This is a genomic window from Mycobacterium helveticum, assembly GCF_007714205.1.
Lineage (GTDB): Bacteria > Actinomycetota > Actinomycetes > Mycobacteriales > Mycobacteriaceae > Mycobacterium > Mycobacterium helveticum.
The window spans coordinates 64,976-84,398 of the sequence record NZ_VMQU01000008.1 but is presented as its reverse complement, the minus strand read 5'-3'; the positions used below and the strand labels follow the sequence as shown (position 1 = coordinate 84,398).

The 19,423-nt window shown below is 69.3% G+C and carries 15 protein-coding genes, 1 tRNA gene and 1 pseudogene; 7 read left to right on the top strand and 10 right to left on the bottom strand.

Features of this window, described 5'->3' with window-relative positions; genetic code table 11:
- Positions 1-273 precede the first annotated feature (273 nt).
- Positions 274-885 (bottom strand): TetR/AcrR family transcriptional regulator, encoded by a 612-nt coding sequence (locus FPZ47_RS03515; RefSeq protein ID WP_168209349.1) that lies wholly within the window; start codon positions 883-885, stop codon positions 274-276.
- 84 nt (positions 886-969) lie between these two features.
- On the opposite strand from FPZ47_RS03515, the gene FPZ47_RS03510 reads away from it, so the two are divergent.
- Both FPZ47_RS03510 and FPZ47_RS03505 read left to right on the top strand, forming a co-directional pair.
- Entirely contained in the window at positions 970-1,854 is an 885-nt protein-coding gene (locus FPZ47_RS03510) for an alpha/beta fold hydrolase (RefSeq protein WP_144949067.1), read from the top strand.
- 113 nt (positions 1,855-1,967) lie between these two features.
- A pseudogene (locus FPZ47_RS03505) lies at positions 1,968-2,789 on the top strand (phosphatidylglycerol lysyltransferase domain-containing protein); the annotation flags it as partial.
- On the opposite strand, the gene cydC reads toward FPZ47_RS03505, so the two are convergent.
- The 7 genes from cydC to FPZ47_RS03470 form a co-directional block, all read right to left on the bottom strand.
- A complete protein-coding gene (gene cydC, locus FPZ47_RS03500; RefSeq protein WP_144949064.1) occupies positions 2,757-4,421 on the bottom strand; it encodes a thiol reductant ABC exporter subunit CydC in 1,665 nt (554 codons plus the stop codon). The pseudogene FPZ47_RS03505 and the gene cydC sit on opposite strands and share 33 nt — an antisense overlap.
- Positions 4,408-6,021, bottom strand: coding sequence for a thiol reductant ABC exporter subunit CydD (gene cydD, locus FPZ47_RS03495; protein WP_144949061.1), 1,614 nt, complete (start codon positions 6,019-6,021; stop codon positions 4,408-4,410). Before cydD ends, cydC begins: the two co-directional genes overlap by 14 nt.
- Positions 6,022-6,086: 65 nt before the next feature.
- Positions 6,087-7,127, bottom strand: a complete 1,041-nt coding sequence (gene cydB, locus FPZ47_RS03490) for a cytochrome d ubiquinol oxidase subunit II (RefSeq protein WP_144949058.1) — start codon at positions 7,125-7,127, stop codon at positions 6,087-6,089.
- 55 nt (positions 7,128-7,182) lie between these two features.
- On the bottom strand, positions 7,183-8,655 hold the full coding sequence (locus FPZ47_RS03485) for a cytochrome ubiquinol oxidase subunit I (protein WP_144949055.1): 1,473 nt from the start codon (positions 8,653-8,655) through the stop codon (positions 7,183-7,185).
- 94 nt (positions 8,656-8,749) lie between these two features.
- Positions 8,750-9,352: an HdeD family acid-resistance protein gene (locus FPZ47_RS03480; RefSeq protein WP_144949052.1), complete on the bottom strand. Its 603-nt coding sequence runs from the start codon at positions 9,350-9,352 to the stop codon at positions 8,750-8,752.
- Positions 9,353-9,381: 29 nt separating this feature from the next.
- Positions 9,382-10,713 carry an adenylate/guanylate cyclase domain-containing protein gene (locus FPZ47_RS03475; protein WP_144949049.1) on the bottom strand — a complete coding sequence of 444 codons (1,332 nt, stop codon included), beginning with the start codon at positions 10,711-10,713 and terminating at the stop codon, positions 9,382-9,384.
- A 76-nt stretch (positions 10,714-10,789) separates the two neighbouring features.
- Positions 10,790-10,863 (bottom strand) — tRNA-Leu (locus tag FPZ47_RS03470).
- Between the two features lie 125 nt (positions 10,864-10,988).
- Between FPZ47_RS03470 and FPZ47_RS03465 the strand changes: the two genes are divergently transcribed.
- A complete protein-coding gene (locus FPZ47_RS03465) occupies positions 10,989-11,606 on the top strand; it encodes an ANTAR domain-containing response regulator (RefSeq protein WP_168209348.1) in 618 nt (205 codons plus the stop codon).
- A gap of 69 nt (positions 11,607-11,675) precedes the next feature.
- Here FPZ47_RS03465 and FPZ47_RS03460 read toward each other — a convergent pair whose 3' ends face one another.
- Both FPZ47_RS03460 and FPZ47_RS03455 read right to left on the bottom strand, forming a co-directional pair.
- Entirely contained in the window at positions 11,676-12,884 is a 1,209-nt protein-coding gene (locus FPZ47_RS03460; protein WP_144949043.1) for a lipid-transfer protein, read from the bottom strand.
- Positions 12,881-13,324 (bottom strand): Zn-ribbon domain-containing OB-fold protein, encoded by a 444-nt coding sequence (locus FPZ47_RS03455; RefSeq protein ID WP_144949040.1) that lies wholly within the window; start codon positions 13,322-13,324, stop codon positions 12,881-12,883. The genes FPZ47_RS03460 and FPZ47_RS03455 overlap by 4 nt, the downstream gene beginning before the upstream one ends.
- 135 nt (positions 13,325-13,459) lie before the next feature.
- On the opposite strand from FPZ47_RS03455, the gene polA reads away from it, so the two are divergent.
- The 4 genes from polA to coaE all read left to right on the top strand — a co-directional run bounded on the left by polA (position 13,460) and on the right by coaE (position 19,410).
- Positions 13,460-16,123 (top strand): DNA polymerase I, encoded by a 2,664-nt coding sequence (gene polA / locus FPZ47_RS03450; protein WP_144949083.1) that lies wholly within the window; start codon positions 13,460-13,462, stop codon positions 16,121-16,123.
- 7 nt (positions 16,124-16,130) lie between these two features.
- A complete protein-coding gene (locus FPZ47_RS03445) occupies positions 16,131-16,577 on the top strand; it encodes a DMT family transporter (RefSeq protein ID WP_144949038.1) in 447 nt (148 codons plus the stop codon).
- Between the two features lie 151 nt (positions 16,578-16,728).
- The gene (rpsA, locus tag FPZ47_RS03440) at positions 16,729-18,174 is read left to right on the top strand and encodes a 30S ribosomal protein S1 (protein ID WP_144949035.1); all 1,446 of its coding nucleotides are present in this window, start codon (positions 16,729-16,731) and stop codon (positions 18,172-18,174) included.
- A 12-nt stretch (positions 18,175-18,186) separates the two neighbouring features.
- Positions 18,187-19,410, top strand: coding sequence for a dephospho-CoA kinase (gene coaE / locus FPZ47_RS03435; protein WP_144949032.1), 1,224 nt, complete (start codon positions 18,187-18,189; stop codon positions 19,408-19,410).
- Positions 19,411-19,423 lie beyond the last annotated feature (13 nt).

The window sequence follows — 19,423 nt, the reverse complement described above, 5'->3', positions numbered from 1 at the left end:
GGATCTGCTCCTACACTGAGCACTGCGCCTCCGGGCGTGTTCGGACGGCCCTTCCCGCAGTCCTGCCAAAGCCCGCGGGAAGGGTCGTCGATTTTCAAGATCACCCGAACCGTAGACCGGCCGTCCTCGCGGTGACGCCACCACTCACGCCCGACCCGCCCGACACCCCCAGCCCGGACCGTCCTCAACTCACGTGACGCGCCACGACCCCGTCGTGCTCACCCACAGCGTCGCTCAACACGAGCTGATCCGCGCCGGACTGATTTGAAGGAGTCACTGCGTTCTCAACCCGGTGAGCAGGCGCTGTATTTCGGTGAAGATCTCGCTTCGCAGTTTCTTGCGTTTAGACTGTGGCGCTTCGGCGAGGGCGATCCCGGCGTGGGTGATCATTCCGGAAAGTAATTGGGCGATAGCGTTGACGGCGATGTCTGGGGGGAAGAATCCTGCCTGCATTGCGCTGGTGACTAGCAGTCGGACGTTACGGTAGATGTATTGGTCTTCGCATTCCCGCCAACGCGTCCAGCCCAGTGCGATGGGGCCTTCCACATAAATGAGCCGGCCGACGATCGGATCGGCACACGCGTTCAGGGTGACTTCAAGCGCCGCCATGATACCGGCCCACAGATCGCCGGGGTAGCGCGCGACAGCGTCGAAGACTTGTGCCTGTGCCGCCTCGTCACACCGGTTCAGCACCGCTTCAAATACAGCCCGCTTGTCCGGAAAATGATGATAGACAGCACCTTTGGTGACCAGAGCGGATGCAGCAATATCCGCAATCGAAGTGGCCGCAAAGCCGCGCTCGGCGAACGCGGCGGCAGCGGCATCCAGCAACGCTTGCCGCGTCTGCTCGGCGTACTGCTCGCGGCGACTCTTGACACCATCCACACCGAAGAGCATAGTCGCTAAGTAGGCAACCTACTCACCGTATGTGAGAATCCCAGAGTATCCACGCAATTGCAGGGGCCATCTATGGACATCGCCACTCTCGAAACACACCGCCACCACGTCACGGCCCCATCAGGCCCGATCAGTTTCCTCGACGTCGGCCAAGGCCGGACCGCAGTCTTCATCCACGGCGTCATCACCAACAGCATGTTGTGGCGCCACGTCGTCGGCGCGGTCGCCTCAGAGCAGCGACGCTGCATCGCGGTGGACCTCCCCGGTCATGGTCACACACCCCCGGCCACTCGGGATGCCGACGTGTCGCTGGCGGGACTGGCTCAGCGCGTCATCGATTTGTGCGATCACCTCAACCTGCAGCAGGTTGACTTGGTGGCCAACGACACCGGCGGAGCAGTCGCACAAATCGCCGCCGCACGCCTCGGCGACAGATTGACGACACTGACCTTGACCAACTGTGACACCGAGCCCAATATGCCACCGCGAATGTTCAAACCCGTTGTTGCAGCGGCACGCTGGCCGCGAATCTTCGAGGTGCTCGGCCCGTGGTTGGTCAGCCACCCGGCCGTCATGCGGTGGGTGTCAGTAGCGGGCTACCAGAACGCCCACCACCTCCCACCCGATGTCCTCGACGCGTTCTGGCGTCCCGTGCTCGGTACGCGCACCGCAGCCGCGGCGTTCGCCCATCTGTTGGCATCCCTGAACACCGATGATCTGACCGCGGTCCGACCCCAGCTGCAGCAGTTACGTGCACCTACCCTGATAGTCTGGGGCACCGGCGACATCTTCTTTTCCATCAAATGGGCACACCAACTGGCCGACCTCATTCCCAGCACCACACAAGTCGCGACCATCGCCGGGGCACGCCTGTTCTTCCCCGACGAACGAGCCGACGAGCTCATCCCGCTGCTCGAACAACACTGGCAGCAATTCCCCGGCAGCACCGCGTCGTGACGCATCACAACAACCACGGCGACAGCCGAGGATGATGACCATCGTCGCGCGAGAGCCGTAAAGCCACTATGCCGAGAGTTTGTCAGTGTGTAGCCCGGACGATTCTTGTCAATCAGTTCGCGGACCTGGTCGCCGACTTCGCGGCCAGGTGTCACGCCCGGGGCTGGCGGATCGCGGTGGTGGGATGCAGCGAGCGGCGGCTCGGGCTGTGGAACGACCCGGTCGTGATCGGCCAGTCGCTGCGCGCCGTGCCGATCGGCCGTGACGTCGTCGTCGACGTCCCCGGCTTCGACATGGTGGGCCGCAAATTCCGCAACCTGCGCCAGGCGGTCAAGCGCACGCACAACTGCGGCATCACCACCGAGATCGTCGCCGAGCGGGAACTCGACGACACGCTGCTGGCCGAGCTGACCGAGGTGGTCCGCGCATCCTCCAAGGGCGCGCACGGCGATCGCGGGTTCCACATGAACCTCGACGGCGTGCTGGAGGGCCGCTTCCCCGGGATCCAGCTGATCCTGGCCCGGGACGCCGCGGGGAAGGTGCAGGGATTCCACCGCTACGCGACCGCCGGCGGCGGCAGCGAGATCACCCTCGACGTGCCGTGGCGCCGGCGCGGGGCACCCAACGGAATCGACGAACGGCTCAGTGTCGACATGATCATGGCCGGCAAGGACAACGGCGCGCAGCGGCTGTCGCTGGCGTTCGCGGCGTTTCCCGAGATCTTCGAGGACACGAACCGCGGCCGGCTGCAGTCGGTCTTGTTCCGGCTGATCCACGTCCTCGACCCGCTGATCGCCCTCGAGTCCCTGTACCGGTACGTGCGCAAGTGGCACGCGCTGGACGCCCGGCGCTACGCGCTGATCTCGATAGCCCAGGTCGTGCCCCTGCTGGTCGTGTTGCTGTCATTGGAGTTCATGCCGCGTCGGCGTCACCTCCAGGCGGCGACACCCAACGCCCGCCGGGAGGTGATGGGTGGCCACCACGACCGTCCGGTCGGCGGCGAACAGGCCCGGACCGGGACCCAACACGTCCTCTAGCAGCCGGCCCGCATCTGTCGCGTCCAGGTGCTCGGTGGGCTCGTCGAGCAGCACGATGCGGGCGGGTGAGAGCACCGCCCGCGCCAGCAGCAGCCTGCGGCGCTGGCCCGCCGAGAGCGCCTCGGCACCCCCGGTCAGCACCGTGGACAGGCCGTCGGGCAACCCGGCCAGCCACGGGCCGAGCCCGACGGCTTCCAGCGCGGCCACCAGTTCGTCGTCCCGGCAGTCGCCGCGGGCGACCAGCAGGTTGTCCCGCACGGTGGTGGCGAAGACGTGCGCGTCCTCGGCGAAGAACCCGACCGCCCGGGGTAGTTGGTCGTCGTCGAACCGGCGCAGGTCGGTTCCGTCCAGCAGGACCCGCCCCTCCAGCGGGGGCAGCAGCCCGGCCAGCGTCATCAGCAGCGTCGTCTTCCCCGAACCGCTGGGGCCGGTGACGGCCAGCCGGTCACCCGGCGGCAGGTCGAGCCGCACGGGGGCCGACGGCGCCGTCGGCGTGTGCCCGCAGCGGACGGCGGCGGACAGCCGGCCGGTGCGGGCGGGGGGCGTCGCGGCCGGCGGCTCGGAGGCGCTCGGACGGTCCGGGGGAATCAGGTCGAGGAGGCGGCGCGCGGCGATCCGCGACCGCGTCAGCTGGACGGCGGCGGCCGGCAGCGTCGTCGTCGCCTCGAAGGCCGACAGCGGCAACAACATCAGCACCGCCAGCGTGGGCGGCGCGACCGACGGGGCCAGCCCGATCCCGGCCACCACCGCCCCGAGCACACTGGCCCCGATCGCCGCGGTGGGCATCGCCTCGGCCACGGCGGCCGGTCGGGCCGCGGCGTCGAGGGCCGCACCCCAGGCGCGCTGGCGGCGCTGCGCTTGCGCGATCACCCCGCCGAGCGCACCGGCGACACGCAGTTCCGGCGCATGCTCGAGCGCGAGCATCGCCGACGCGTCACGCCGGGCATGGTGCTGTCGGGCGATCTCCTCCCGGGTGGCGGCGGCCCGGGCGGCCAGCCGGGGCGCCACCACGCCCGCGACCAGCAGACAGAGCGCGAGCACCGCCGCCGCCGCCGGGGAGATGACCGCGACCACCGCGGTCGCGGCCACCGCCAGCACCGCCGCGACGCCGATCGGCACCAGCGCGCGCACCAGCACGTCGGCCAGTTCGTCGACATCGGCGCCGACGCGCGCCACCAGCTCGCCGCTGTGCAACCGGGCGGCGGCCGCGGCCGGCCCGCGGGCCAGCCGGCGATAGATCTGCGTCCGCGCGGTGCCCGCCGCGCGCAGCGCCGTGTCGTGGGTGGCCAGCCGCTCGCAGTAGTGCAGGACGCCCCGCGAGATCGCGAGCGTGCGCACCGCCACGACCGCCACCGACAGGTCCAGCACCGGCGGCATCTGCCAGGCCCGGGTGATCAGCCACGCCGAAACACCGGCCAGGGCCAGCGCGCTGCCCAGCGACAGCACGCCCAGCGCGATCGCCGCCAGCACGCGGGGCAGCCGCGGGCGCAGCAGGCGCAGGGCGACAGGGAGCGGGTCAGACCGCCGCACGGCGCATCCCGGCCTCGGCGGTCACTTCCACGATCCGGTCCCCGACGGCCACGACGGGGTCGCGGTGGCCGACGACCACGACGGTCGCCCCGGCGCGCGCCCGCGCGACGACGGCCCGCAGCACCCGCTCCTCGGTGCGGGCGTCCAGGTGCGCGGTGGGCTCGTCGAGCAGCAGCACCGGCGCCGCCGACCCGAGCGCCCGGGCGAGGCCCAGCCGCTGCCGCTGCCCCAGGGACAGCCCGACGCCCCCGCGCCCGAGCACCGTGTCCATGCCGTGGGGCAGCTCGTCCAGTACCGCGTCGAAAACCGATGCGGCGCAAGCCGATTCGAGGTCCTGCAGCGGGCCGAACAGGGCCAGGTTGTCGGCGACGGTGCCCGGGACCAGCACCGGGCGCTGCGGCAGCCAGGACAACTGCCGCCACCACGCGCCCGGTTCGAGGTCGGTGACGTCGACTCCGGCGACGGTGACCCGGCCCGACGACGGCAGCGTCAGGCCGGCGATCGCCTGCAGCGTCGTGCTCTTGCCGGCCCCGTTGCGTCCCGTCAGCACCGTCACCCGGCCGGGCTCGAGCACCGCGGTCAGGTCGCACGGCGCGCGGCCGTCGCGGCCCGCGACGCCGAGGTTCTCCAGTCGGATCTCGGCGCCGCGCGCGGCCACCGTCCGGGTTCGCGGCGCTGCGGCGGCCGGTTCGCCGATGAGCGCGAACGCCCGGTCGGCGGCGGCCCTGCCGTCCTGCGCGGCGTGGAATTCCACGCCGATGCGGCGCAGCGGCCAGTAGACATCCGGGGCGAGCAGCAGCACCGTCAGCCCGGTCGCCAGCGACATCTCCCCGAACACCAGGCGCAGGCCGATCCCGACGGCGATCAGCGCCACCCCCAGCGTGGCCAGCAGTTCGAGCACCAGCGCCGAGAGGAACGCGATGCGCAGCGTCGCCATCGCCGAACGCCGGTGGGCGGCGGCCAGTTCGGCGATCCGGTGTTCGGGGCCCGAGGCGCGGCCCAGCGCCCGCAGCGTGGGGATCCCGGCGATCAGGTCCAGCAGCCGCGCCTGGAGCGTCGTCATGGCCGTCAGCGCCGCCGCCGACCGGTCCGCGGTCGCCAGCCCGATCAACACCATGAACACCGGGATCAGCGGCAGGGTGATCACCACGATGATCGTCGATTTCAGGTCGTAGCAGGCGATCACGGCCACGGTCGCCGGGGTCAGGATGGCGGCCAGCACCAGGGTGGGCAGGTACCCGGTGAAGTACGGGCGCACGCGGTCGAGACCGCGCGTGACCACCACCGCGGCGGCGTCCCGCTGCGCGGCGAGTTCGGCCGGCTGACGGGCGGTCACCGCCGCGAGCACCTGGCCGTTGAGGTCGGCGATGACCGCGCTGGCCCCGCGCTGCCCCAGCCGGGCCTGCAGCCAGTGCGTCACCGCGCGGACCCCCCAGAGCGCGGCCAGGATCGACAACGGACCCAGCCAGCCGCGCGGGGCCGCCGCCGGGGGATGGGCCACCGCGCTCGCGACGAGGTGCGCCAGCACGATCGCCGAAGCGATGGCGCAGCCGGAGATCACCACCCCGCAGCCCACCGCGGCGACCAGGTAGCGGCGCACCGCGCCCGATGCCCGCCACAGTCGCGGGTCCAGCGGCCCCCTGGAGGTTTTCGCGTCGTTCGCGCTCAGGAGCCGTGCCTCGCCAGGCCGATGGAGGCGGGTATCCGCTCGGCCGAAATCCGTTGCCGGAAAACCCAATACGTCCACGCCTGGTATACCAGCGTCAGGGGCAGCATGAACACCGTCACCCACGTCATGATCTTGAGGGTGTAGGGGGTCGACGAGGCGTTGTAGATCGTCACGCTCCATTGCCTGTTCAGCGTCGAGGGCACCAAGTTCGGATACAGCGCGCCGAACAACAGGACCACCACGGCGGCGACGACCGCCGCGACGCAGGCGAACGCCCAGCCGTCGGACACCCGGCGCCACACCAGGCCGACCGCCGCCAGTTGGGCGACCACCGCGGCCGCCAGCACCAGCCACGTCCAGCTCTTGCCGTAGGCCAGCTGGGTCCACAGGCCGAAACCCCCGACCAGTGCGGTCACCGGAAGCGACAGCCACACCGCGAACCGGTGGGCGTCGTCGCGCATGGTTCCGGAGGTCTTCAGCGCCACGAACACCGCGCCGTAGAACGCGAACAGTCCGGCTGTGGCCAGCCCGCCGAAAAGCGTGTAGGCGTTGAGCACGTCGGTGATCGACAGGTTTATCCGGCCGGCGGCATCCACCGGAAGCCCGCGCACCAGGATCGCGAACGCCACGCCCCACAACACGGCGGGGAGCCAGGATCCGGCCGCAATGGCGATATCGGCCCAGACCCGCCAGCGCGTGTCGTCGATCTTGCCCCGCCACTCGATCGCGACCGAGCGCACGATCATGCCGACCAGGATGGCCAGCAGCGGCAGGTACAGGGTGGAGAACAAGGTGGCATACCACCCGGGGAACGCGGCGAACATCGCCGCGCCGGCGGTGATCAGCCACACCTCGTTGCCGTCCCACACCGGCCCGATGGTGTTCAGGGCCGCGCGCCGGTGCAGTTCGGGGTCGCCGATGCCGACCCGGGCGAATGGCTCCATCAACATGCCGACACCGAAGTCGAAGCCCTCGAGAATGAAGAAACCGAGGAACAACGCGGCGATGGCGCCGAACCACAACTCTTGCAGACCCACCGATCAGCTCCCTTCCGAACCCGAACCCGACCCCGTCGACGCCCCGGTAGGCACCTCAGTAGGCAAAAGACAGCGGTGCCACCTCGTCCTCGCCGACTGGCGGGGGCGGCGCCGGTTCGGCGTCGTGCTCCAGGGGACCCTCGGTGACGTAGCGTTTCAGCAACCAGAACCAGCCCACCGCAAGGACCGCATAGACCAGCGTGAACGTCACCAACGAGGTGACCACCATGGCGGGGGCGTGATGCGAGACCGCCTGGCCGACGGTGAACCGCACCTGCTGGTCACCGGTCGGGTTGGGTGCGACGATCCACGGCTGGCGGCCCATCTCGGTGAACACCCACCCCGCCGTGTTGGACAGGAACGGGGCGGGAATCGTCACCAGCGCCAGCCGCGAGAGCCACCGCTGATCGGGATTGCGGCCGCCGCGGGTCAACCACAGCACCGCCAGCGCGAACAGCACCGGGATCGCCAGCAGCCCGATCATCGCGCGGAACGCCCAGTACGTGACGAACATGTTGGGCCGGTAGTCGTTCGGCCCGAACCGGTGCTGGTAGTCCTGCTGGATGTTGCGCACTCCCTGCAGGGTGACGCCGTCGGCCCGGCCCTGGGCCAGGATCGGCAGCAGGTAGGGAAGCTGGATGACGCCCTTGACAGCGTCGCAGTTGTTGTGTCTGCCCACCGTCAGGACGGAGAAGTCGGGATCGGTTTCGGTGTCGCACAACGATTCCGCCGACGCCATCTTCATCGGCTGCTGGACGAACATCAGTTTGCCCTGGCGGTCCCCGGTGAGGAACAGGCCGACGGTGGCGACCAGCACCACCCAGCAGCCGAGGATCGCCGCCGGGCGGAACATGGCGGTCCGGTCGGCTGCGGCGTCCGTGCCGGCCGACGTACCGCTGCGCGAACGGACCAGCCACCACGCGCTGACGGCGGCGACGAAGGTGCCGGCGGTCAGCAGTGAGCCGGTGACGACATGGGTGAACGCCGAGCGCGCAGTGTTGTTCGACAACAGCGCGCCGATGCTGTCGAGCTCGGCGCGTTTGGTCACCGGGTTGTAGTGCGCGCCGACGGGATGCTGCATGAACGAGTTCGCCACGATGATGAAGAACGCGGACGCGTTGACGCCGAACGCGACGATCCAGATGCAGGCCAGGTGGACCAGCTTGGGCAGCCGGTTCCAGCCGAAGATCCACAACCCGATGAAGGTGGACTCGAAGAAGAACGCGAACAGGCCTTCCATCGCCAGGGGGGCGCCGAAGATGTCGCCGACGAAACGCGAGTACTCCGACCAGTTCATGCCGAACTGGAATTCCTGGACGATCCCGGTCGCCACGCCGATGGCGAAATTGATCAGGAACAGCTTGCCGAAGAATTTGGTGAGGCGATACCACGCGGTGTTGCCGGTGGCCACCCACACCGTCTGCATCACGGCGATCAGCGGGGCCAGGCCGATGGTGAGCGGCACGAAGATGAAGTGGTACACGGTGACGATGCCGAACTGCCACCGCGAAATGTCGACGACGTTCATGCATTCATCTCCCGGGAGGATGGGGGCCGGACGACCGTGTTACTACGGAGTGTAGTAACACGGTCGTCCCAGCGCCACTGGCGAGTGGTCGCTCTCAAGCGCCGAGGTTCCTCGACGCCTTGCGGATGCCGAACGACGACACGATCTCGAACACGCCGATCACCACGAACCACACACCGACCACGATCGCCAGGGTGACGATCGACGCGAACGGCGAAGCCAGCACGACGATGCCGGCCAGCAGGCTGATCACACCGACGAAAATCGACCACGCCCGCCCGGGCAGGCCCGGGTCGCTGATCGCCGAAATCGTCGTGGCGACGCCGCGGAAGATGAAGGCTATGCCAATCCAGATGGCCAGCAACAGAATCGCGGTCAGATCGTCCTTACCGAAGTGGCGGAACGCCAGCACCGCGAGGATCAGCGACGCCGCCCCGCTGATGAACAGCAGAACGCGGCTCCCGGCCGACACGTGCAGGCTGAACGCGAAGATCACCTGGGCGATGCCGGTGACCAGCAGATAGATGCCGAAGAGGATGGCGGCCAAGAATATCGTCCTGCCCGGCCACGCCAGGATCAGGCCACCCAGGACCAGCGACAGAATCCCGGATGTCAGCGTCGATTTCCACAGATGCGGCAACAAGCTCGGAACGGCGGTGGTTCCAGGAGTAGTTTGCATGGCCGCAGTGTGACACAAACGCCCGTTTGGGGATAGGGCATTGCGGGTTACACGCGCGCCGAGTGTGATTCCTCCGCAAGAAGATTGCCGGACTCGTCGGCCACCGCCGTGCGCCCGACGAGATACCAGGTGCGCATGACGCCCTTGCCCTTGACGTCGACGTTCCCGCGCTCCTGGAACACGAACTCGTCCTTGAGGCGTTCGTAGGCCGAGTGGGGCACCTGAATCCGCCCCACGGAGTCGGTGGCTTCCATCCGGGACGCGACGTTGACCGCGTCGCCCCACACGTCGTAGAAGAACCGGCGCGAACCCACCACCCCGGCAACCACGGGGCCGGATGCCAGGCCTATCCGCAGCGGCACCGACACGCCGTGCGAATCCTTCATCCCGGCGGCCACAGCGGACATCTCGAGAGCGAAATCCGCCAGCGCCCGAACGTGATCGGGCCGCGGGCGGGGCACGCCGCTGACCACCATGTAGGAGTCGCCGCTGACTTTGATCTTCTCCAGGCCGTGCTTGTCGACCAGCGCGTCGAACGCGCCGTAGAGCCGGTCCAGGAAGCACACCAGGTCGGCCGGCGCGGTGCTGCTGGCGCGTTCGGTGAAGCCGGCGATGTCGGCGAACAGGACCGAGGCGTCGTCGTACTTGTCGGCGATGACGCCGTGCCCGGGCTCCTTGAGCCGGTCGGCGATGCTGGCCGGCAACATGTTGGCCAGCAGGGCCTCGGAGCGCTCGTACTGGGCTTCCATGGCGGCCTCGGCGCGCGCGGTGTCGCGCAGGGCAAACCAGATCGTCACGACCACCATCACGACGGCGGCGACGGTCGTGACGACGAAGCTCATCGACTGCGCCCAGGCGGGCTGCAGCCCGGTGTCGTCCGGGACCAGGAACTCCAGGGTGATGATCAGGCCCGCGGAGACCGCGGCCACGCCCGAGGCCAGCGCGATGTGTTCGATGCCCAGCATCAGCACCACCAGGGCGGCCCCGACGAGGAAGAACAGCTGGGACCCCGAACCGGTGCCCACCTCCCAGCAGGTGATGAAGACCGACACGTAGGCCGCGCCGATAAAGGTAAGCGGCGCAACCACTTCACCGAAGCGGTGCAGCCACGGGACTAACGCGAACACGGTGGCGGCGGCGAGATTGGTGCCGCCGATCTGCCAACTCCAGGTCGCGCTGAGCACTTGCACGAGCACGAAGCTCACGCTGACCAGCACGGCCAGCGCGGCGGTGATCTTGAGCACTCGGAGCCGGCGCGCGGCGCTGTCGGCGTAGTGCCGGCTGCGGTCGCGGTTCTGCGCCCGCACTGCGGCCACACAGTCCGGGCGTCGCGACGTCCCATCCGACGATCGTGGGGTGCCGCATTTCCTGGCCGCCACGACCGAAGCCTAACCGTCGCGCCGGGCAAAAGCCCAGTGCGGAGCATTAGCCCAGTGCGGAGCATTCCGGGCTGCGTGCCCTCGGTGGGATTCGAACCCACACTGGACGGGTTTTGAGTCCGTTTCCTCTGCCAGTTGGGATACGAGGGCGTGTCGTCGGCGGAGATCAGCCTTCAACCTTAAAGGAGCCTCTCACCCTAGAGGATCGGTGCCGCCACGGGTGCTTGACGCCCCCGACGTCGGTGGCCACAGCCGGCCACGACACAATGTCCGTCATGACAGGCCGCACGACCGACCACGACGCCGCTGTGCCGCGCCGAGTGCTGATCGCGGAAGACGAGGCGCTCATCCGGATGGACCTGGCCGAGATGCTCCGGGAGGAGGGTTACGAGATCGTCGGCGAGGCGGGCGACGGCCAGGAGGCCGTCGAACTGGCCGAACGGTTCAAACCCGACCTGGTCATCATGGACGTGAAGATGCCGCGTCGCGACGGCATCGACGCGGCGTCGGAGATCGCCGGCAAGCGCATCGCTCCGATCGTGGTGCTGACCGCGTTCAGCCAGCGCGACCTCGTCGAGCGGGCCCGCGACGCCGGGGCCATGGCCTACCTGGTGAAGCCGTTCACCGGCAGCGACCTGATCCCGGCCATCGAATTGGCCGTCAGCCGGTTCGGTGAGATCACGGCGCTGGAAACCGAAGTGGCGTCCCTGTCCGACCGGCTGGAGACCCGCAAGCTCGTGGAGCGCGCCAAGGGCCTGCTGCAGACCAAGCAGGGCATGACCGAGCCCGAGGCGTTCAAGTGGATCCAGCGTGCCGCCATGGACCGGCGCACCACGATGAAGCGGGTGGCCGAAGTGGTGCTGGAAACCCTCGACACCGAGGACGACTCCTAACCGCGAGCAGACGCAAAAGCCCCCTAGATCGGCACCGATCGGGGGCTTTTGCGTCTGCTCGCCGGGGCTCTAGCGGGCCACGATCACCGAGGAGCCGTGCCCGAACAGCCCCTGGTTGGCGGTGATGCCGACCGTGGCGTTCTCCACCTGCCGGCCCGTCGCCTGACCCCGCAGTTGCCAGGTCAGCTCGCAGACCTGCGCGATCGCCTGGGCGGGTATGGCCTCGCCGAAGCAGGCCAGGCCGCCCGAGGGGTTGACCGGGACCTTGCCGCCGAGGGTGGTCGCACCGCTGCGGAGAAGGGCCTCAGCTTCACCTTTAGGGCACAACCCCAAGTGCTCGTACCAGTCGAGCTCCAGCGCGGTGGACAGGTCGTAGACCTCGGCCAGGCTGACGTCCTCGGGCCCGATGCCCGCCTCGGCGTAGGCCGCATCCAGAATCTGATCCTTGAACACCCGCGCCGGCGCCGGCGCCACCGCCGTGGAATCCGTTGCGATGTCCGGTAATTCGGGCAGATGCTGGGGATACCGCGGGGTCACCGTGCTGATCGCCCGCACCGACGGCACGCCGTCGAGCGAGCCGAGGTGCTTAGCCGCGAAGTCGGCGCCGGCCACCACCAGGGCCGCCGCGCCGTCGGAGGTCGCGCAGATGTCCAGCAGCCGCAGCGGGTCGGCGACCACCGCGCTGGCCAGCACGTCTTCGATCGACGCCTCTTTGCGGTAGCGGGCGTTGGGGTTCTGCAGGCCGTGCCGGGAGTTCTTGACCTTCACCTGGGCGAAGTCCTCCAGCGTCGCGCCGTAGAGGTCCATGCGCCGCCGCGCGAGCAGCGCGAAATACACCGGGTTGCTCGCCCCGATCAGGTGGAAGCGCTGCCAGTCGGGGTCGTTCCTGCGTTCACCGCCGACCGGGGCGAACGCGCCCTTGGGGGTGGTGTCGGCGCCGATCACCAGCGCGACGTCGCAGAAACCGGCCAGGATGTGGGCGCGGGCGCTCTGCAGGGCCTGCGAGCCGCTGGCGCACGCCGCGTAGCTGGAGCTGACCGGGACGCCGTTCCAGCCCAGCTTCTGTGCGAACGTCGACCCGGCGATGAAGCCCGGGTAGCCGTTGCGGATGGTGTCCGCGCCCGCCACCAGCTGGATCTGGCGCCAGTCCAGGCCCGCTTCGCCGAGGGCGGCCCGGGCGGCGACCACCCCGTATTCGGTGAAGTCGCGGCCCCATTTGCCCCACGGGTGCATTCCGGCGCCCAGGATGTAAACGGGTTCGGGTGCGCTCGCGGTCATGAGGCGATCCTCCACGCGTGCACGACGCGCTGGACGCCGTCGTCGTCGGTGAACAGCGGCATCGTGGTCAGCTCCATCTCCATGCCGACCTTCAGGTCGGCGGCCAGCGTGCCCTCGACGACCTTGCCCAGCACGATCAGCCCTTCGTCGGCCAGCTGCACCGCGGCGATGGCGAACGGCTCGAAGGGGTCCGGGGCGGGGTAGGGAGGCGGTGGGGCGTAGCGGTTCTCGGTGTAGCTCCACAGCGTGCCCCGCCGCGACAGCGCGACCGACTCCAGCGTGTCGCTGCTGCAGGCCGGGTTGGGGCAGTTGGTGCTGCGCGGCGGGAAGACGTAGGTGCCGCAGTGGGGGCACCGGGAGCCGATCAGATAGGGGCTGCCGGAGCTGTCGGTGGCAAACCATCCATCGATCGCCGGTTCTTGGCGGATGACCTCGGACACCGTGCCAGCGTACCCAGCGCGAGCATGAAACTGAAACGTGTTGCAGTTCTGTGGCGGGACGGGGTCCCGCCATGCCGGGTGCCTAGAGTGTGAGCCGTGAGTACCGCCGGCGAGGACAACACCAGGCCGACGTTGATGTTGCTCGACGGCAATTCGCTGGCGTACCGGGCGTTCTACGCGCTGCCCGCCGAGAACTTTAAGACCCGCGGCGGCCTGACCACCAATGCGGTGTACGGCTTCACCGCCATGCTGATCAACCTGCTGCGCGACGAGGCGCCGACGCACATCGCCGCGGCGTTCGACGTGTCCCGGGAGACGTTCCGGTCCGAGCGCTACCCCGAATACAAGGCCAACCGGTCGGCGACCCCCGACGAATTCCGGGGCCAGATCGACATCACCAAGGAAGTGCTGGGCGCGCTGGGCATCACGGTGCTCGCCGAGCCCGGGTTCGAAGCCGACGACATCATCGCGACGCTGGCCACCCAGGCCGCGAACGAGGGCTACCGGGTGCTGGTGGTCACCGGGGACCGGGACGCGCTGCAGCTGGTCACCGACGACGTGACCGTGCTGTATCCGCGCAAGGGCGTCAGCGAGCTCACCCGGTTCACCCCCGAGGCCGTCGTCGAGAAGTACGGGCTCACGCCCGTGCAGTACCCCGACTTCGCCGCGCTGCGCGGCGACCCCAGCGACAACCTGCCCGGCATCCCCGGGGTCGGGGAGAAGACCGCCACCAAGTGGATCGCCGAGTACAGCTCCCTGCAGGGCCTGGTCGACAACGTCGACGCGGTGCGCGGCAAGGTGGGCGACGCGCTGCGGGCCAATCTGGCCGGCGTGGTGCGCAACCGTGAGCTCACCGAGCTGGTACGCGACGTGCCGCTGGCCCAGACCCCGGACACGCTGCGGCTGCAGCCGTGGGACCGCGAACACATCCACCGGCTCTTCGACGACCTGGAGTTCCGGGTGCTGCGGGACCGGTTGTTCGACACCCTGGCCGCTGTCGAGCCCGAGGTCGACGAAGGATTCGACGTCAGCGGCGGCGCGCTGGAGCCCGGCACGGTCGGGCGCTGGCTGGCCGAGCACACCGCCGACGGGCGCCGCTGCGGGCTGGCCGTCGCGGGCACCCACCTGCCCCACGGCGGGGACGCCACGGCGCTGGCCGTGGCCGCCCCCGACGGGCAGGGCGGCTACATCGACACCGCGGCGGTGACCCCCGACGACGACGCCGCGCTGGCGGCCTGGCTGGCCGACCCGGCCAGACCCAAGGCGCTGCACGAGGCGAAACTGGCCCTCCACGACCTGGCGGGCCGCGGGTGGACGCTGGGCGGTGTCACCTCCGACACCGCGCTGGCGGCCTACCTGGTGCGGCCGGGGCAGCGCAGCTTCACCCTGGACGATCTCTCGCTGCGCTACCTGCGCCGCGAACTGCGCGCGGAAACCGCCGAGCAGCAACAGCTTTCACTGCTCGACGACGTCGAGGGAACCGACGAGCAAGCCGTCCGGGCGCTGATCCTGCGGGCCCGGGCGGCGATGGACCTCGCCGACGCGCTGGACGCCGAGCTGGAAGGCATCGACTCCACCGCACTGCTGGCCGAGATGGAGCTACCGGTGCAGCAGGTGCTCGCGGAGATGGAACGCGCCGGCATCGCCGTGGACCTGGACATGCTGCGCGAGTTGCAGAGCCAGTTCGGCGACCAGATCCGCGACGCCGCCGAAGCCGCCTACGCCGTGATCGGCAAGCAGATCAACCTGGGCTCTCCCAAACAGCTGCAGGTCGTGCTGTTCGACGAGCTGGGCATGCCCAAGACCAAGCGCACCAAGACCGGCTACACCACGGATGCGGACGCCCTGCAGGGTCTTTTCGAAAAGACCGGCCACCCGTTCCTGGCCCACCTGCTCGCCCACCGGGACGTCACCCGGCTGAAGGTGACGGTCGACGGGCTGCTGAATGCGGTGGCCGAGGATGGCCGGATTCACACCACGTTCAACCAGACGATCGCGGCGACCGGCCGGCTGTCGTCGACCGAACCCAACCTGCAGAACATCCCGATCCGCACCGACGCGGGCAGGCAGATCCGCGACGCATTCGTGGTCGGCGCCGGCTACTCGGAGCTGATGACCGCCGACTACAGCCAGATCGAGATGCGGATCATGGCGCACCTGTCCGGCGACGAGGGACTGATCGAGGCGTTCAACACGGGGGAGGACCTGCACTCGTTCGTGGCCTCCAGGGCGTTCGGGGTGCCCATCGAGGAGGTCACCGCCGAGTTGCGCCGCCGGGTCAAGGCCATGTCCTACGGGCTGGCCTACGGGCTGAGCGCCTACGGGCTGTCCGCCCAGCTCAAGATCTCCACCGAGGAGGCCAAGGTCCAGATGGACCAGTACTTCGCCCGCTTCGGCGGGGTGCGCGACTACCTGCACGCCGTCGTCGAACAGGCCCGCAGGGACGGCTACACCTCCACCGTGTTCGGTCGCCGGCGCTACCTGCCCGAGCTGGACAGCAGCAATCGCCAGGTGCGGGAGGCCGCCGAGCGGGCCGCGCTGAACGCGCCCATCCAGGGCAGCGCGGCCGACATCATCAAGGTGGCGATGATCCGCGTCGACACGGCGCTCAACGAGGCCGGCCTGGCGTCGCGGATGCTGCTGCAGGTACACGACGAGCTGCTGTTCGAGATCGCCCCCGGCGAGCACGGGCGGGTCGAGGCGCTGGCGCGCGCGCAGATGGGCGGCGCCTACCCGCTGGACGTCCCGCTGGAGGTGTCGGTGGGTTACGGTCGCTCGTGGGACGCCGCCGCGCACTAGGAGCCCTATGAACCCGACCTGGATGATCCCGTTCATCATCCTGGGCGGCGCGCTGCAGACCTGCGGCGCCGCCATGAACGGGCAGCTTTTCAAGCATCTGATCAACCCGTGGCTGGCCTCGGCGGTGTCGTTCGCCGTGATCACGGTCTTCTTCGTCGCGGCGTTCCTGGTCGTGCACCGGCCGTTGCCGAGCGCGAAGGACATCGCGTCGATGCCCTGGTGGGCCGTCATCGGCGGACTCGTCGGGGCCGTCCAGGTCTATGCGGGCCTCACCCTGGTCAACAAGGTCGGGGCGGGGACCTTCATGGGCATCACGGTCACGTCGGCGCTCATCATGTCGTTGGTCCTCGACCATTTCGGCTGGCTTCGCCTGGATCCCCACCCGATCACCGCATGGCGGGCCGTCGGGGGTGCGCTCATGGTGTGCGGGGTCGTGTTGATCGCCAGGTTCTGAGGGGGCTCGCGCGCCCTCGGCGACGTGCCGACTTGCCCCGGAGGACCGGGCGCGCCGCCCGGGTTTGTCCAGCGTGTGCAGTGTCGAGTAGCCTCGACGGGTAAATCTCACACTGTCCCTACGATGCAACCTGTCCGGAGCAACCCACCACATGCCGAGTCCCGCCGTCACCTCGCCGCAAGTAGCCGTCAACGACATAGGCTCGAGCGAGGACTTTCTCGCCGCCATCGACAAAACGATCAAATACTTCAACGATGGCGACATCGTCGAAGGCACCATTGTCAAAGTTGACCGGGACGAGGTCCTCCTCGACATCGGCTACAAGACCGAGGGCGTGATCCCCGCCCGCGAGCTCTCCATCAAGCACGACGTCGACCCCAGTGAGGTCGTTTCCGTCGGCGACGAGGTCGAGGCCCTGGTTCTCACCAAGGAGGACAAAGAGGGCCGGCTGATCCTGTCCAAGAAGCGCGCGCAGTACGAGCGCGCCTGGGGCACCATCGAGGCGCTCAAGGAGAAGGACGAGGCCGTCAAGGGCACCGTCATCGAGGTCGTCAAGGGCGGCCTGATCCTCGACATCGGGCTGCGCGGCTTCCTGCCCGCCTCGCTGGTCGAGATGCGCCGCGTCCGCGATCTGCAGCCCTACATCGGCAAGGAGATCGAGGCCAAGATCATCGAGCTGGACAAGAACCGCAACAACGTGGTGCTGTCGCGGCGGGCCTGGCTCGAGCAGACCCAGTCCGAGGTGCGCAGCGAGTTCCTCAACCAGCTGCAGAAGGGCACCATCCGCAAGGGCGTCGTGTCCTCCATCGTCAACTTCGGCGCGTTCGTCGACCTCGGCGGTGTCGACGGTCTGGTGCACGTCTCCGAACTCTCCTGGAAGCACATCGACCACCCGTCGGAGGTGGTCCAGGTCGGCGACGAGGTCACCGTCGAGGTGCTCGACGTCGACATGGACCGCGAGCGGGTTTCGTTGTCGCTCAAGGCGACCCAAGAAGACCCGTGGCGCCACTTCGCCCGCACCCACGCCATCGGCCAGATCGTGCCGGGCAAGGTCACCAAGTTGGTTCCGTTCGGCGCGTTCGTCCGCGTCGAGGAGGGCATCGAGGGTCTGGTGCACATCTCCGAGCTGGCCGAGCGCCACGTCGAGGTGCCCGACCAGGTGGTCTCCGTCGGCGACGACGCGATGGTCAAGGTCATCGACATCGACCTGGAGCGCCGCCGGATCTCGTTGTCGCTCAAGCAGGCCAACGAGGACTACACCGAGGAGTTCGACCCGGCGAAGTACGGCATGGCCGACAGCTACGACGAGCAGGGCAACTACATCTTCCCCGAGGGCTTCGACGCCGACACCAACGAGTGGCTCGAGGGATTCGACAAGCAGCGCGCCGAGTGGGAGGCCCGCTACGCCGACGCCGAACGCCAGCACAAGATGCACACCGCGCAGATGGAGAAGTTCGCCGCGGCCGAGGAGGCCGGGCACGCCGGCGGCAACCAGTCGCCGGGCAGCGGTGCGTCCCCGGAGAAGTCCGCGGGCGGGTCGCTGGCCAGCGACGCCCAGTTGGCCGCCCTGCGGGAAAAGCTCGCCGGCAACGCCTGACCGCGCTCACTGATGCTGCGCATCGGGTTGACCGGCGGCATCGGCGCCGGTAAGTCGGCGCTGTCCGCCACGTTCGCCGAGTGCGGCGCGGTCATCGTCGACGGGGACGTGATCGCGCGCGAGGTGGTCGAGCCGGGCACCGAGGGCCTGGCCGCCCTCGTCGACGCGTTCGGCGCGGACATCCTGCTGCCCGACGGGGCGCTGGACCGTCCGGGCCTGGCCGCCAAGGCTTTTCGCGACGACGACGCACGCAAGACGCTCAACGGGATCGTGCACCCGCGGGTCGGCAAGCGGCGATCGGAGATCATCGCGGCGGTGCCCGACGATGCCGTCGTCGTCGAGGACATCCCGCTGCTGGTGGAATCCGGGCTGGCGCCGCTGTTCGCGCTGGTCGTCGTGGTGCACGCCGACGTCGAGGTGCGGGTGCGGCGACTGGTCGAGCAGCGCGGCATGGCCGAGGGGGACGCCCGCGCCCGGATCGCCGCCCAGGCCGACGACGAGCAGCGCCGCGCGGTCGCCGACGTCTGGCTGGACAACTCCGGCAGCCCGGCGGAGCTGGAGCGGCGTGCCCGCGACGTCTGGAACGACCGGATCCTGCCGTTCGCCCACAACCTGACCGCGCGCCGGGCGGTGCGCGCCCCGGCGCGGTTAGTGCCGGCCGACCCGACGTGGCCGGAGCAGGCGCGGCGAATCCGGGCCCGGCTGCAGACCACCTGCGGCCACAAGGCGTTGCGGGTCGACCACGTCGGGTCCACCGCGGTTTCCGGGTATCCCGCCTGGTACGCCAGGGACGTCATCGACATGCAGATCACCGTGGAGTCGCTCGCGGTGGCCGACGAGCTCGCCGAGCCGTTGTTGTCGGCCGGCTACCCGCGCCTCGAGGACATCACCGCCGACGTGCCCGGGGCCGAGGCCCGCAGCACCGTGCAGCGCTTCGACCACGGCGACGATCCGACGTTGTGGCAGAAGCGGATTCACGCTTCGGCGGATCCCGGCCGGCCGACCAATGTGCACATCCGGGTGGACGGCTGGCCGGGGCAGCAGTTCGCCCTGCTGTTCACCGACTGGCTGGTGGCCGATCCCGGGGTGCGCGAGGAGTACCTGGGCGTCAAGCGTGCCGCCGAGAGCGGCGCGCACGGGGATCCCGCGCGCTACGCCGACGCCAAGCGGCCCTGGCTCCTCGACGCCTACCCGCGGGCGTGGGACTGGGCCGACGGCTGCGGCTGGCGGCCTTGAGGCCCGGCGCCGG